The organism is Parascardovia denticolens DSM 10105 = JCM 12538, assembly GCF_001042675.1.
Lineage (GTDB): Bacteria > Actinomycetota > Actinomycetes > Actinomycetales > Bifidobacteriaceae > Scardovia > Scardovia denticolens.
On sequence record NZ_AP012333.1, the window covers coordinates 1,375,576 to 1,390,125 of the forward strand.

The following is a 14,550-nucleotide window of genomic DNA, read 5'->3' on the forward strand; positions in this document are numbered from 1 at the left end:
CCCCGCCTCTTTCATTTGACTTCGTTCCGGGTCTTCCGCCGGTCGTATTCCCGCAAACGGGCCCCGGCGATAAGGGCTCCCCGGTTGCCGCTTATTTCATGGACCCGCACGGCCCACGCCCCCCCTTCGGCGATCAAAGCGGTCAGGCCAGCCGTGACCGCGTCCCTGCCGGCCAGGGTCAGCCCGGTTTCGGGCATGGCTGCGGACCCCCCGAAACGATCAGCCATATCGACGATGAAACGTTTACGGGAAGCGCCGACCAGCACCGGATATCCGCTGGCTTGAAAGAGATCCAGAGCGGCGATCAGAGGCAGGTTGGTCCCCTCTCCGGGTTTGGAGAAGCCCAAACCAGGGTCGATGATGATCTGGTCCTGACGGACGCCTGCGGCGAGGACGGCCTCGACTTCCCGCCTGAGTTCCTCGCGGACCTGCTGGACCAGGTCGGGCTCGTGGTCAATCCGGACCGGATCCTGGCCGTTCTGGTTCTGGCTCTGGCTCATCCGCCCCTGGACAACCTCCCGCCTGGCCGAAGACGCGCCGGCACCCGTCGTCAGCCAGCCCCTCCAATCCTGGACGATGTATGGGCACCCGACCTGGGCGACCAAGGCAGGCAGGTCCGGGTCCAATTGGCCGCCGGACACATCATTGATCACATCTGCCCCGGCCTCTAAAGCGGCCCTGGCCACCGAAGCCCGGGTGGTGTCGATGGACAAAGGCAGCTCGAATCCTTCGGAGCGTAAGGAGGAGACCACAGTCCTGATCCGCTTCTCTTCCAGGTCGGCGGGGACGCGACGGGAGCCAGGACGGGTGGACTCGGCCCCGATATCGATGAGGTCCGCCCCCTGCCGCGCCATGTCGAAGGCGTGCTTCACGGCCGCTTGCGGATCCAGCCATAAGCCCCCGTCGGAGAAGGAGTCTTCGGTGACGTTGAGCACCCCCATCAGCAGGGTGCGGTCCAGGTCTTCGCCGGCCTTCCCCTTCAGGCCCAAACGGGCGTTCATCGCGGCATTTGCTGACATCCCGTCGGCCGCCATCTGTGCTGTCTTGACCATCGTTCCTCGAAATCCTTCCTTCGCGTTCCCTATACCGGCTAACGCAGCTGCGGAGCGTCCAGGATAAGCCGCAGGGCCTCGGCCCGGGTGTCGGATTGACGCAGATAACCGCGCACGGCCGAGGTGACGGTCCGGGCTTGGGATTCTTTGACCCCCCGCATCGACATGCACATATGCTCGCAATCGGTGATGACGATGGCCCCTTTGGCCCCGAGCTCATCCATGAGGGCGTCGGCGATCTGCTGGGTCATGCGTTCCTGGATCTGGGGGCGATGGGCGAAGACCTGGACCAGGCGGGCCAGTTTGCTCAGGCCCACCACCCGGTTCTTATCCGGAATGTAGCCGATGTGGGCGAGGCCATGGAAAGGCAGAAGATGATGTTCGCAGACCGAATAGAATTCGATGTCCCTCACCACGACCAGGTCCTCGGTGGCCACATTGAAACGGGCGCCCAAAACGTCCCGAGGGTTCTGGCTCATGCCGGAGAAAATCTCCTGACTGGCCCGGGCGATGCGGTCCGGGGTGTCTTTGAGCCCTTCCCGGTCGGGGTCTTCCCCAATGGACTGCAGATACAGGCGGACAGCCCGCTTGACCCCGTCCGCGTCAAACGGACGGGATGGACAGGATGGATAGGGAGGACGGGGCGAACGGGATGATTCGATTCCTTCAGTCGTTTCGCTCATCGTCATCATCCTGTGGAGTCGAAGTCGAATTCGGATCCGTTGGCGAGCCTGTCACCGGATTCATCGGTGGATTTGCCGGCTGATCCGTTGGCGGATTGGGGATCATCGGCTGAGCCGGAATCGTCGGCTGACCTGGTGTCCCTTGCGGATTCGGAGCCACCAGCGAATCCGGAGTCCCTTGCGGATTCGAGGTCCCTTGTGGGCCGGGAGCAGGCTGGGGAGCGGACGCCGTCTTCGCGGACGTGGCGTCCACGGCCACGGACGAGCGCAGATTCTCGGGAATCGGCACCGGAGGCAGATCCGAATCCGGCCTGTTTTGGTCGGACAGCCACAGCTGGCGTTCCGGAGCCTTCTTCAGATGGGAGAAGATCTCATCCAGCTCTTTCCGGTTGAGGGTCTCCTTGACCAGAAGCTGGCGGACCAGCTCATCCAGGACGTCCCGATTATCGGAGATGATCTTCCAGGCCTCGGTGTGAGCGGTCTCCAGAAGGGTCCGCACTTCCTCGTCGATCACCCGGGCGGTCGCCTCGGAAATCCGGCGGCCTTTCAAATCGTCCAAACCGCCTTCCTGCTGGGAATCTTCCCACTTGACCGAACCCAGGCGGGAGGAGAAGCCGTATTCGATGACCATGGCCCGGGCGATCTGCGTGGCCTTCTCGATGTCGTTGGAAGCGCCGGTGGAAGGATCATGGAAGACCACCTCTTCCGCGGCCCGGCCACCCATGGCGTAAGTCATCTGGTCCAAAAGCTCGTTACGGGTCTGGGAATAGCGGTCTTCGGTAGGCATGACGGCCGTGTAGCCCAAAGCGCGTCCACGGGGCAGGATGGTCACCTTGGTGACCGGGTCCGTGTAATGCAAGGCCGCCGCGACCATGGCATGGCCTCCTTCATGGTAGGCGGTGTTGCGCAGCTCCTTCAGGGCCATGCCGTTGGACCGGCGACGGGGGCCGGACATCACGCGGTCGATGGCCTCGTCGATGGCCCGGTTGTCGATCAGGTCCGCGTTGGACCGGGCGGTCAGCAAGGCGGCCTCGTTCAAGACGTTGGCCAGGTCGGCCCCAGTGAAACCGGGGGTTCGGACGGCCACGGTATGCAGGTCCACATCAGGCACGAAAGGCTTGCCTTTGGCGTGGACTTTCAAAATCGCCTCGCGGCCAGCCAGGTCCGGGGCTTCCACGGCCACCTGGCGGTCGAACCGGCCCGGGCGCATCAGGGCCGGGTCCAAGACGTCAGGCCGGTTGGTGGCGGCGATGACGATCAGGTCGGTGTCATTGCTGAAACCATCCATCTCCACCAGGAGCTGGTTCAAAGTCTGTTCGCGTTCGTCCACGCCCCCAGAAGCGGAAGAGCCACGACGACGGCCGACGGCGTCGATCTCGTCGATGAAGATGATGGCGGGCGCGGTCTTCTTGGCCTCGTCGAAAAGGTCACGCACACGGGAAGCGCCCAAGCCGACGAACATCTCCACGAAGTCGGAGCCGGCCATGGCGTAGAAGGGGACGCCGGCCTCGCCGGCGATGGCCCTGGCCAGGAGGGTCTTACCGGTACCGGGCTGGCCGTATAGAAGGACGCCGCGAGGAATGCGGGCGCCGAGCTTCCGGTACTTCTGCGGGTCTTTGAGGAAGTCCCGGATCTCCTCCACCTCTTGGACGGCCGCCTCTTCCCCTGCCACGTCGGCGAACTTGGTCTTCGGCACTTCGCCTTGGAGGAGCTTCTTGTTCTTGGGGCTGCCCAGGCCCAGCATCTCGCCGGCCCCGTCCCCCATCCGGCGGAAGAGCCACCACATGGCCAGGAAGAAGAGCACCAGAGGCAGGAGGGAGGAGACCAGGAGGGCCACCAGGTTGTTATCGGTGACGGTGGTGGAATCGAAGCCGTTGACCGACTGGGACTTCTGCACGGCCTGGAGGACCTGCTCCACTTGTCCGGCGACGTAGTAGAACTTGACGTCCTTCCCATAATTCCTGTTGACGGTGATCCTGTCGGACTTGGGGTTGTACTCCTGGGCGATAAAATCGCGGTCCAGCCAGATCTCCACCGAGGGTGACGTGCTGTTGGTCACCTTGACGTAACGGATTTTGTAAGGGGTCTTGACGATGGTCTTCTTGCCGTCTATGGTGGTGCCGACCTTGCGGGCGCTCTTGCCTTGCAGGATGCTCAGGCCCTGTTCGGTGGTGATGGTGCCCGCGCTGTTGTTGCTTCTGTTCATGAAATAGAAGCTGGCGATGACCAGGACGACCAGCAGGACGATCCAGACCACGCTGTTGGTCCACCAAGGGCCGGACCCCTGGGGGTTGCCCTGGTCGTTCTTGTTCCCCTGGTCATTCCCGCGGTTGCCGGGGTTTCGAGGATTCTGGAAGGGGTTCCCCTTCGGGTCTTGACCATAGGCCATTGGCACACTCCTTGACTAGCCGAAAGTCTTCTGACGCGAGGCTCTCGGAAAAACGAATCTTTAATCTACCGTGAAAGGCTGAAATCCATCTGAGTTTCAGCCGAAAGCTGTCCTCTCCCTGATGGGTCCGACGGTTTTCTTCCGCGCTTTTCCTGTTTCCTCATTGTTCTGCCTGCTATCGTTCTCTTTGTTCCTGTTTCGCTTATTCAGCCTGGTTCGTCTGGCTCCCGGTCGCCCGCTTCTCCACTTCCTGGTAGACGGAAGGCTTGAGGACGGCGATGGAGTCCAGGTTCCGATACCGCTCGTCATAATCCAACCCATACCCGACCACGAACTTATCGGGTATTTCGAATCCCTTGTATTTCACCGGGACATCGAACTTCCTACGGGCCGGCTTCCCCAGCATGGCGAAAATCTCCACCGAGGCCGCTCCCCTGCTTTTGAGCTCGTTCACCAGCCAATCCAAGGTGAAACCTGAATCGATGATGTCCTCGACGATGAGCACATGACGGCCAGCCACGTCGGTGGACAGGTCCTGACGCACGGTCACCTTGCCGGCAGACCGGGTGCCTGATCCGTATGTGGACAAGCTCATGTAGTCGATTTCCACCGGGATGGTCATGGCTTGGGAAAAGGTGGTCATCACGTTGGCCGCCCCTTTGAGCACGGCGATCAGCAGAGGATCCTTCCCCTCGTAGTCCTCGCTGACCTTGACGGCCATCCGCCTGATCTTCCCTTCAAGAGCTTCATGCGAAATGAGCTCTTCCGCGATATCGTCCTGAACGTCTTTGATTTGCATGCGTTCATTGTCTCATGACTGACTGACCTTGGAAAGGTAGGCGTAAATGTCGCTCGGGGCCTTCTGCCTGCGCGCTTTGACCAGGGTCAGGCGCCGCCCTTCGCCTCCCGGCCCAGGCAAGAGGCCCGACCGGCGCGGACCGACCAGAAAGGCGTCAGCCTGAAGGATGAAATTCTCCTTGATAGGGGATCCCGATCTCTCCAAGAGGCGGTAAAGGATCCGGGTCCGCAAGGCACGGTGGTAGGAGGGGTAATCCACCAGCCTGGCCACGGCACCGGCGCCAGCCCCGGGCAGTTCAGCAAGTTCGGGCAACTTCGCCTGCTCCGACAGTTCAGTCTGCCCAGTCAGCTCCTCCAATTCAGGCAGATCCGCCAATTTCGCCAGCTCAGCTTGCTTGACCGGCTGGCAACAGGCCTGGAAGGCGGTATCCGCCTGCGATTCCAGGTAATCGAAGTCCTCCTGATTCCTTTGCGTAGCCCCCGCCCAGACCTTGACCATATCCGAACCGGCGAAAGCGTTCAAAGCGGGGAAGAAATCCTGCCGGATCCGCGAGCGCAGGGGATAGTCACCAGGAAGCGGCCCCAGTGAGGCTTCCCCGTTGGCGGGGTCGTCCCACCAGGCCAGACCGGCCGCCCGACAGATGGCCTCTGTATCCTGGCGGGAGATCGCTTTCAGGAAAGGTCGGAGGATGAGGACCGAGTCTTTCTCGGTCCTCGCGGGGATGCCGGCCAAGGCCCGCAGGTCGGGATGCCGCAAGAGGCCCAAAGCCACCGTTTCCGCCTGGTCCGTAAAGGTGTGGGCCAGCAGGAGGCAGCGGCTCCCCTCGTGGCGGGCCAAGTCGGTCAAGGCCTGGTATCTCGTTTGGCGGGCTGCGGCCTCCATCCCCTGTCCATGGGGGTCCTTGACCTGCACCTTCCTCACGACGACGGGGGCCAATCCGAGCTTCCGGCATTGTTCGGCCGTCTGATCAGCCACCTGGCCGGAATCAGCCTGGAGCTGGTGGTCGATGATCGCGGCCCCGCAGCGGATCCCCCAGGAAGCGCAGACGATCCGGGCCACATAGGCCAAGGCCAAGGAATCCCTGCCGCCGGAGCAGGCGACCAGGACCAGAGGGGCGTCCGGGGCGGGATTATGCCGCCCATGGGAGGCGAAAAGCCGGGATTGCAGGCCCAATCCGGCGTGAGCCAAGGAATCCTTCACCGCCCCGATCGCCTTTTTCAACTGTGGGGAATAGACCATCGTCAGGCCTCCATCTTGGCCGCTTGGGAGGTCGGCACCCCCTTATGGGCGATGGGCTTCCATTGGGATTTGGCGAAGATGGCCACGAAGGCGATGGGCACGTAAGACAGCATGAAGAAGGGGAAGCTGAGGCAGTAGGCCACCAATTCCTTGTTGCTGGCCTGGATCCTCTTCCTCTCCAGGATGCAGACGAAGGCGGCCAGGAGGATGAAGCCCACGATGGTCATCAGCAGGGTCAAGCCGTAGGCGGACAAGCTGGCCACCTGGCTCTGCCAGGAGACGTAGCCCAAGGCCGAGTAGACGGCGGACAGGCCGTAGCGGATCAGGGAGATGATCATGAAGGGGCAGATGGTCAGGCTGAAGTCCACGGCCGACAGGTCCCTTTCCCTGACCGTCCAGCGGATCAGGCTGAGGCCGTAGTAGCGGAAGACCTGCAGGAAGCCCTTGCTCCAGCGGACCCGCTGGTCCCAGCTTTGTTTGAAGGAGACCGGCTGTTCGTCATAGAAGACGGCGGTATGGCAGTAGCCGATGTGGTCCCCGTTGAGGATGCAGTCCATGGTGAATTCCACGTCCTCGGTGATCAGATGGAATTTCCAGCCGGCGTTGCGCTCCATGACCTTCCTGGAGAACATGAAGCCGGTGCCGCCGATCCACCCGTTGTTGCCCAAGACGGAACGGCCGGAGTTGAGCAGGCGGGATTGGAAGATGAACCAGAGGGCCGACCCGGCGGACACCCAGTTCTCGGAGGTATTGGTGGAATTGCGGTAGGAGGTGACGGCGTCGAAGCCTTGGTTGAAAGCCTTGTTCATCTCGCTGACGTAGTTTTTGTCCACGATGTTGTCCGCGTCGAAGATGAAATAGGCGTCGTAGACCTGGTCGAGGCCCTCGCCCCGGATATGGTTGAGCATGTATTTAAGGGCGTAGCCTTTGCCCACCTGTTCCTTGTTGAAGCGTTCCAACACATGGCATCCCAGGTCCCGGCAGACTTGGGCGGTCTGGTCGGTACAGTTGTCGGCCACCACCCAGATGTCCACCAATCGCGAGGGATAAGTCTGGTTCTTCAAGGATTTCACTAGGTTGCCGATGACGGCCTGCTCGTTGCGGGCGGAGATGAGGACGGCGTAATGTTTGTCTTCCGGGGCGTCGGGATAAGTGACCGGCTTGGCCAGGAACCCCACGACGAAATAGAGGGCCTGGTAGCCAAAACTCAGGATTCCGAGGATGAGGATGATGACGTCAAGAAATTGCAGAAGAATCATGAGGTCCACTTCCCCCTCGGCCCGCGGCCGGCCGAGCCCGACGCCTTGTTTTTCCTGGCTTTTGAATCGGCCGGGGCGGATGCCTCTTCCTCGGACGGCTTTCCCCTGGACGGTTCTGCCTTAGATGGTTCTTCCCCAAGCGACTTTCCCTCGGAAGATTCCGTCGCGGAAGGCTCTTCCTCGACGCCGACGATCTTCTTGCCGGTCCTTTGAGGCCGGTTCTGCGGGATGGCCACCGTCTGCGACTGGTCTTCCTCGGCCATGGTCTTATAAACCGGATAAGACCCTTCTTCGAAAGACTCCTTCGAAGAAGCCTCCTCATCCTTGACCTCCACCTTCCGGCGCAGGTCCATGACCCGCTGGGCCATGACATGGGAGGAGGAACCCCGCGAAGTCCGGGGCAGCTTCTCGGACAAGGGGTTGATCACGTTCTTCTCCAAGGCCTCCGCCCCGGTGACCAGGCCGGACTTCTTGACCGGCTTGGGGTCATCCATGAGGTCGGAATCGATGAGGTCATAAGAACGCATGTAAGCCTGAAGCAGAGCCTGGATGCTGGCGGTGATGGGCAGGGCCAGGAAGGCTCCCAAAGCCCCGAACAGGCCGCCGAAGAAGAAGACGGACAGGAAGGCGACCGCGGGGTTGAGGTCCATCGTGTCTTTGGAGACCCGAGGCTGGAAAAGCATGTTCTCGATCTGCTGGTAGACCGTGATGTAAATCAGCAGGTAGACCGCATACTGCCAGCCGTTGGTCCCCCACGCGGAGATGATGGGGATGACCCCGCCCAGGTAGGTCCCGATGGTGGGGATGAACTGGGAGACCAGGCCGCACCAGATGGCCAGAGGAAGCCAGTAAGGGATTTTGAGCAGGATCATGAAAAGGGCCAGGAAGGTCCCGTTGAGGATGGCCAGGATGAAGCGGCTGTAAAGGTAATTGGAGATTTGGCCCTGCACCGTGGTCCAGATCACGATGAACTTGCGCTGGGACCTGCGAGGGATCCATTTGCAGACGCTGCGCCGGAGCTTGGGCCCAGCCGCGGAAATGTAATAGGCGACCAGGAGAATGGTCAGGATGGCCATCAGGCCCGAGACCACGGACGAAACGGTCGAATAGAGCTGGCCCAGATAGCCTTGGCCGTGGCGGGAGAGCTCCCGCAAGGCGCTGGTGCTCAAGTCGTTCATCTTCGGCAGCTCATACCCGGTCCAGGAAGAGATGGAATTGCGGATGTCGTTGTAGGTATTGGGGATGGTGGCGATGAGTTTGGTCGCCTGCTGGACCAGCATGATGCCAAAAACCGAGAAGAAGGCGATGACCACGACCACGAAGCCGATGATGGTCACCCCGGCCGCGGCCCCCCGCTTCCAACCATGCTTGACCAGGCGGATGATGAGCGGTTCCAAGGCCAGGGAGATGAAGAGGGCGACGATCACGTAGAAGACCACTCCGGAGATCTTCGGCCAGGAGTTCCAGACGAAGATACCCAGGAAAATGGCGATGACGGTATAGAACAAACCCCGCCCCAGCCATTCCGGCGGGCGGCGGGAGTCCCCTTTGGCGGGGAAAATCGTGGCCAGGTCAATCCGTCGGATGGCGCTGGTCTCAGAAATGTTGACGGTGTCCTCGTCTTTATCGGCATCCATCTGAATCGCCCCCAATGCTTTTTAGTAGGTCCATTATCGCATAGCCATCGAAGAAAGCGGCGGCCAAGAGCCAAGCGGGGAAACGGCCGACCGAGGGGCGGGGGCCGATGGCGAGGCCCTGCCTATAATGGGACGCATGGCATCTGTTTCGATTATCATCCCCGCTTGGAACGAAGCGGATCGCATTGGCCAGTGCCTGCTCAATGCGACCACCCAGACGGTTCCGGCGCATGAGATTCTGGTGGTCGACAACAAATCCACCGACCAGACCGGTGCCATCGTCGAAGACTTCATCTCCCGCAACCCGGACAGCCGCGTCCGTCTGCTTCACCAAGACCAGGTCCAAGGCCTCATCCCCACCCGCAATTTCGGCTTCAATCATGCCACCGGGGACGTTTTGGGCCGTTTCGACGCCGACTGCATGCTCAAGCCGGATTGGGTGGAGGTGGTCGGCCAGCTGTTCGACCAAGATCCGGAAGTGATGGGGGCCACCGGCCCCTGCACCTACTATGACATGCCCGGCAAAAGCATCAGCCTGGCCGGGGACAACAAGATCCGCAAGCATATCTACGTGGCCGACGGCAAAAGGCAGCTCCTGTACGGGTCCAACATGGCCATCCGCCGCAGCGCCTGGGAAGTGATCAAGGACGAGGTCTGCCTGGATCCCCAGGACGTGATGCATGAGGACATCGACATCTCCCTCCACCTGTTCGACCACGATTTCGAGACCGTCTACAGCCCCCAGATGATCACCGCCTGCTCGGCCCGCCGCATGGACACCTCCCTGCCTTCCTTCCTCAATTACATGAAGCGCTTCAAGAACACCTTCGAAGCCCATCCCGGGCATTGGCGCACCAGTAAACCCGAATACACCCTGACCGCCCTTTACCCGGCCATCCACCTCTTCTACCCCACTTATCAGAAGCATCTGGAAAAGCATGACATCGACGCGGCCGAAGAGATGTGGATCAAGGAATGGATCGAGCTGGCCGAGCAAGACAAGATGGACCTGCCCGACCAGGTCTTCCCCGACGACCAAGAGGAAGGCTGACCCCGCGATCAAGAGGAAGGCTGATACCATCCGGCGGAATACTCGCCCCGACCGACGGAATCCAGCGATGGAATCATCCGTATGTCTTCCATCTGTGGATTACCGGGCGAATCAAAAAAAGCCGGTCATATGACCGGCTGTATTTGTACCCCCGAAGAGAGTCGAACTCTTGTTGTCAGATTGAAAGTCTGGTGTCCTAACCGTTAGACGACGGGGGCGCACTTGATTAGAGTATACGAACGGCTGGATTTGCGCAAACGTCGGGACTCCCCGCGTGTTGTGCCGCCCTGTTTGCCATCTATTCGCAAGCCACCCGCCCTTACTTCCGTAAAGTTGCCCCTATTTGCCACTTACTTGCGGATCCGATAGGTGAAGTCGTGGATGACCCGCCCAGCCTTGATCCCCTTCTTCTCGAAATTGGTCAGGATCCGCCCTTCGAACCGGTGCGATTCCTGGAAATCGGCATGGGGCAAAGCATAGGCCTGGTCCGCCGTCCCCTTGCTCACGTGCTCGATGGGCAGGCTGACGGTCAGGGTGCCGATGTTGGAAAAATCATCCCGCCCATCCATCATCTCATGTACGTGGAGGGCGTAATCGCCGATGTCGGTGGCGATCCGCCAGACCCCGCCGGACGCCAGGGCCTCGCCCACATGGGAGATGAGGGGCTCCTGGACGATCCTTCTTTTGTGGTGCTTGGTCTTGGGCCAGGGGTCGGGGAAGAAGGTCCAGACTTCGCTGATGGATCCGGCCTCGGTCCGCGCGAAAAGCTCGGGGGCGTTGACTCGCGCGATGCGCAGGTTGGACAGGCCGTTCTTGCCGGCGAGGAGGAGGGTATGGGCGACACCGGGCTTGTAAACTTCCAGGGCCAGGTAGTTGACGCCGGGATGGGCAAGGGCGGCGGCGGCCGCGTTCTCCCCCTGCCCGCTCCCGATCTCCACAATCAGGGGATGGTCGTTCCCCCAGGTCTGACGGATGAGGTCCGCAGAAAAGACGAAATCCTCGGGGACCCCCAGCTCGTGGTCCGCCTGGCCGAAATCGAGCAGATGGTCAGGGGCGTAATCCTTCCAGGCATGTTCCAAACGCTTATCCAGCCGGGACGACCTGCGCACGAAGGAAACGATCCCCCGGCCAACGAAACGGCGGGGAGGTCCTTGCCGGTCATGGTCGTCGGCGCCTCGGCTTTGATCACGGTCTTGGCTTCGACCTTGGTCCTGTTTGTGGCCTTGGCCTTGGACTCGGCCTTGGCCTTTTCCTTCATCCGAGATCGAGACGGAAGAAGGAGATTCGTCTGTAGTCATAGGGGGTATTCTAGGGGATGGAGAGGAAGAGGAAGGCATTTCTTACATTTTCGAACACGTAACGAACATTTTCTAACATTTTTTCGTCAAGGGAGAGTATGATGCGAAGTGTCACTTCAAGTTCAACGATTGGAAGAATTATGACAGTTCTCGTCACGGGTGGCTGCGGTTACATCGGAGCCCACGTCGTTCACGCTCTCCATCGGGCCGGTCAGGAGGTCGTCGTCGTCGACGACCTCTCCTACGGTAAGCCCTCCCGCATCGAAGGGGCCCGTCTCTACGGCATGGACATCGCCGCACCCGGCGCAGACAAGCGCATGGCCGAAATCATGAAAGAACACGGGGTCGATTCCGTCATCCACTTCGCCGCCCGCAAGCAGGTGGGCGAATCCGTGGAGAAGCCCCTCTGGTACTACCAGCAGAATCTCAACGGCATGCTGAACGTCCTGTCGGCCATGAAGGAATCCGGGGCCAGCAAGCTGGTCTTCTCCTCCTCCGCCGCCACTTACGGCGTGCCACCGGTGGATGTGGTGCCCGAAGACGTGGTCCCCATGCTCCCCATCAACCCTTATGGCCAGACCAAGCTCTTCGGCGAGTGGATGGCCCGGGCCTGCGAGAAGTCCTTCGGCCTGCGCTTCTGCGCCTTGCGTTACTTCAACGTGGCCGGCTGCGGCCCCGTCGAATTGGAAGACCCGGCCACCCTCAACCTGATCCCCATGGTCTTCGACCGCCTCAGGCAGGGCAAGGCCCCCGCCATCTTCGGCGCGGACTACCCCACTCCCGACGGCACCTGCGTGCGCGACTACATCCACGTATCCGACCTGGCCGACGCCCACCTCGCCGCACTGTCCTACCTGGATCGCGATGAGCGCAAGTACGACGCCTTCAACGTTGGCACCGGCGAAGGCACCTCCGTCCGCCAGATTGTGGATGAGATCAAGTCCGTGACCGGTCTACCTTTCACCGAGTCCATCGAAAAGCGCCGGGCCGGTGACCCGCCGCACCTGATCGGCTCCCCCAAGCGCATCAACGAAGAGATGGATTGGCACGCCAAGTACGACGTGCATGACATCGTCGAATCCGCCTGGGCCGCCTGGCAGGCCAATCCCGACCACCATATTGATGTGGCCACTTGGAAGCAGGTCGACTAAGCCGCCAAGACAGGCTGAAAGGCTGGACCGCCCAGCCGGGCTTCCCGAGCTGTTCCGCTAAGGAAGACGGCCAGGCAAGGCAGCCAAGCCATCAAAGCGAATCAAAGGGGCTGGAATGTATTTTCCAGCCCCTTTCCCTTACTATTCCTTGACTTTTCAAGGTCTCTCCAAATTCATCGCAAATGCGACATGCCGATACTTGCGCCTGGGCTGGGCCTCCTGTATAGTTTCTTTCTGGTTGCTGATGCGACTGTGGCTCCGTAGCTCAGCTGGTTAGAGCGCCGCCCTGTCACGGCGGAGGTCACCGGTTCAAGTCCGGCCGGAGTCGCTTGGAGTGAAAACCCGGTTCATCCGGGTTTTTTTAAAGCTCCTTGGCTCTGTAGCTCAGTTGGTAGAGCGTACGACTGAAAATCGTGAGGTCAGCGGATCGATGCCGCTCGGAGCCACCAGAAAATGACTTTTAAGCCCCGCTAAGGGGCTTTTATTTTGTGGATTAAGTGGCACAAATCGCAAGTACGAAATGCGATATGGCGGAATTAAGCCACTCTTAATTTTTTTACTTGCGTTTTGTGTCACTTTCTTCACTAGACTCAGCCCAACTGCCGGCGCACCCAACCCACGATGTAAGGGGCCACCTGCTCGATCTGGTCCATGGCGATCTCGAAATCCTCCGGTCCCCCATACCAGGGGTCCACCAGGTCGATCTTATATTCCTGCCCAGGCTGGGGAGTCGGCAGGCTGGGGTCGAACGAGCGGTACATATGAACCTGGCCCGCCTTGGACGCCGGGACCTGACGCAGGAGGGAGCGCATGTGCGAGGCGGTCATGGGGAGGAAAAGATCCGTCCGTTTGATTTCGTCAGGCGTGATCCGGTGTGCGAAATGGCCGCGGGGCAAGGAGTAGCCCCGGGCCGTCAGAACCCGGCGGGCTCGGGGATCAATGGGATTGCCGTATTCCTCCGAACTGATCCCGCTGGACTCCACCTGCACCCGACCGGACAGGCCGGCGTCGTCGAAGAAGGCGCGTAGGACGATCTCCCCCATGGGCGACCGGCAGATGTTCCCCGTGCAGATAGTGGAAACCGTGTATTTACCGGCTGTGGTCATGGGTTATTCGCCTTTCAGGCGGTCCGCCCGCGCAGCCTGGTCGTGGTCGCGGTCGCGGTCATGATCCCGGTCCCTATCGATCCGGGTCAACGTACGGAAACGGTAACGGGATATCCCTTGGTCCTTCTCGGGCTTCTGCCAACCTCCATCCCAGCTGCATTCGAAAACGCCTTGGGCCAGGAGGCCATCCACGTCGGGGGCGAAGGCGTCCGCGTCCACGATGGCGTCCACATCGGTCAGATAGATATTCTGGGCGTAAGGAAGCATGGCCTGGTAGATCCGGGCCCCGCCAATCACCCAAATCTCCCCCCGGCGGATGCCGTCATCCGGGATGGCCGGCTGGGAGGCGATCCTCAGGGCTTCATCCACGCTGTCGGCCACGGTAGCGCCCGGAGCCTGGTAATCAACCTGGGACGATATGACGATGTTGTCCCTCTGGGCTAGGGGCCGACGTTGGGAGTTCAGGGACTCCCAAGTCCTGCGGCCCATGATGACCGGGTGGGAGATGGTCAGCTCGCGGAAACGCTTCATGTCTTCGGCCAGATGCCAAGGCATCCCCCCATCGATTCCGATGGCCCCAGGCCGGCCGTCAGGCGTATGGGCCTGGGCCCAAATCAGATTGATACAGGGAGAGGAGAAATTGTCGGCATCGTCATCGATGGCTTCTTCCTCCCATGCCTCCTCGGCGAATTGGAATCCTGCTTCATTGTCAAGAGATTGGTGGTAACCACTGCGACTACTGTCATGCTCCATATCGAACTAACTCCTTGTAAAACGAATAGTCCCCATCATACACGATGGGGACTGATAAGCCGAGGGGAAAGTCAAGCCGGGGGAAGACCGGCCGACCAGTCTAGTAGCCGAATCCAATTGCCGAATCGGGCGC

General features: G+C 60.7%; 12 protein-coding genes and 3 tRNA genes. 4 read left to right on the forward strand and 11 right to left on the reverse strand.

Annotated features, from left to right (window positions below):
- Positions 1 to 11 precede the first annotated feature (11 nt).
- The 7 genes from PSDT_RS05690 to PSDT_RS05720 form a co-directional block, all read right to left on the reverse strand.
- Positions 12 to 1,001 (reverse strand): dihydropteroate synthase, encoded by a 990-nt coding sequence (locus PSDT_RS05690; protein WP_171821015.1) that lies wholly within the window; start codon positions 999 to 1,001, stop codon positions 12 to 14.
- A gap of 89 nt (positions 1,002 to 1,090) precedes the next feature.
- Positions 1,091 to 1,735, reverse strand: a complete 645-nt coding sequence (gene folE / locus PSDT_RS05695) for a GTP cyclohydrolase I FolE (RefSeq protein WP_006288889.1) — start codon at positions 1,733 to 1,735, stop codon at positions 1,091 to 1,093.
- A complete protein-coding gene (ftsH, locus tag PSDT_RS05700; RefSeq protein ID WP_006288888.1) occupies positions 1,719 to 4,124 on the reverse strand; it encodes an ATP-dependent zinc metalloprotease FtsH in 2,406 nt (801 codons plus the stop codon). The genes folE and ftsH overlap by 17 nt, the downstream gene beginning before the upstream one ends.
- 202 nt (positions 4,125 to 4,326) lie before the next feature.
- Positions 4,327 to 4,923 (reverse strand): hypoxanthine phosphoribosyltransferase, encoded by a 597-nt coding sequence (gene hpt, locus PSDT_RS05705; RefSeq protein WP_006288887.1) that lies wholly within the window; start codon positions 4,921 to 4,923, stop codon positions 4,327 to 4,329.
- A 12-nt stretch (positions 4,924 to 4,935) separates the two neighbouring features.
- Positions 4,936 to 6,162 carry a tRNA lysidine(34) synthetase TilS gene (gene tilS, locus PSDT_RS05710; protein ID WP_006288886.1) on the reverse strand — a complete coding sequence of 409 codons (1,227 nt, stop codon included), beginning with the start codon at positions 6,160 to 6,162 and terminating at the stop codon, positions 4,936 to 4,938.
- 2 nt (positions 6,163 to 6,164) lie between these two features.
- The gene (locus tag PSDT_RS05715; protein ID WP_006288885.1) at positions 6,165 to 7,421 is read right to left on the reverse strand and encodes a glycosyltransferase family 2 protein; all 1,257 of its coding nucleotides are present in this window, start codon (positions 7,419 to 7,421) and stop codon (positions 6,165 to 6,167) included.
- Positions 7,418 to 9,058 carry an AI-2E family transporter gene (locus tag PSDT_RS05720; protein WP_006288884.1) on the reverse strand — a complete coding sequence of 547 codons (1,641 nt, stop codon included), beginning with the start codon at positions 9,056 to 9,058 and terminating at the stop codon, positions 7,418 to 7,420. The genes PSDT_RS05715 and PSDT_RS05720 overlap by 4 nt, the downstream gene beginning before the upstream one ends.
- 136 nt (positions 9,059 to 9,194) lie before the next feature.
- Here PSDT_RS05720 and PSDT_RS05725 point away from each other — a divergent pair, with 136 nt between their 5' ends.
- A complete protein-coding gene (locus PSDT_RS05725) occupies positions 9,195 to 10,109 on the forward strand; it encodes a glycosyltransferase (RefSeq protein WP_006288883.1) in 915 nt (304 codons plus the stop codon).
- Between the two features lie 146 nt (positions 10,110 to 10,255).
- Here the strand turns inward: PSDT_RS05725 and PSDT_RS05730 are convergent.
- Positions 10,256 to 10,327 (reverse strand) — tRNA-Glu (locus PSDT_RS05730).
- 132 nt (positions 10,328 to 10,459) lie between these two features.
- Positions 10,460 to 11,407, reverse strand: coding sequence for a tRNA (guanine(46)-N(7))-methyltransferase TrmB (trmB, locus tag PSDT_RS05735; protein WP_006288882.1), 948 nt, complete (start codon positions 11,405 to 11,407; stop codon positions 10,460 to 10,462).
- Between the two features lie 140 nt (positions 11,408 to 11,547).
- On the opposite strand from trmB, the gene galE reads away from it, so the two are divergent.
- The 3 genes from galE (at position 11,548) to PSDT_RS05750 (ending at position 13,007) form a co-directional block, all read left to right on the forward strand.
- Positions 11,548 to 12,558, forward strand: coding sequence for a UDP-glucose 4-epimerase GalE (galE, locus tag PSDT_RS05740; RefSeq protein WP_036737384.1), 1,011 nt, complete (start codon positions 11,548 to 11,550; stop codon positions 12,556 to 12,558).
- Between the two features lie 254 nt (positions 12,559 to 12,812).
- Positions 12,813 to 12,886 (forward strand) — tRNA-Asp (locus tag PSDT_RS05745).
- A gap of 45 nt (positions 12,887 to 12,931) precedes the next feature.
- A tRNA-Phe gene (locus tag PSDT_RS05750) sits at positions 12,932 to 13,007 on the forward strand.
- A gap of 141 nt (positions 13,008 to 13,148) precedes the next feature.
- Here PSDT_RS05750 and PSDT_RS05755 read toward each other — a convergent pair.
- On the reverse strand, positions 13,149 to 13,664 hold the full coding sequence (locus tag PSDT_RS05755; protein WP_006288880.1) for a low molecular weight protein-tyrosine-phosphatase: 516 nt from the start codon (positions 13,662 to 13,664) through the stop codon (positions 13,149 to 13,151).
- 3 nt (positions 13,665 to 13,667) lie between these two features.
- Positions 13,668 to 14,417 carry a dihydrofolate reductase gene (locus PSDT_RS05760; protein ID WP_006288879.1) on the reverse strand — a complete coding sequence of 250 codons (750 nt, stop codon included), beginning with the start codon at positions 14,415 to 14,417 and terminating at the stop codon, positions 13,668 to 13,670.
- Positions 14,418 to 14,550 lie beyond the last annotated feature (133 nt).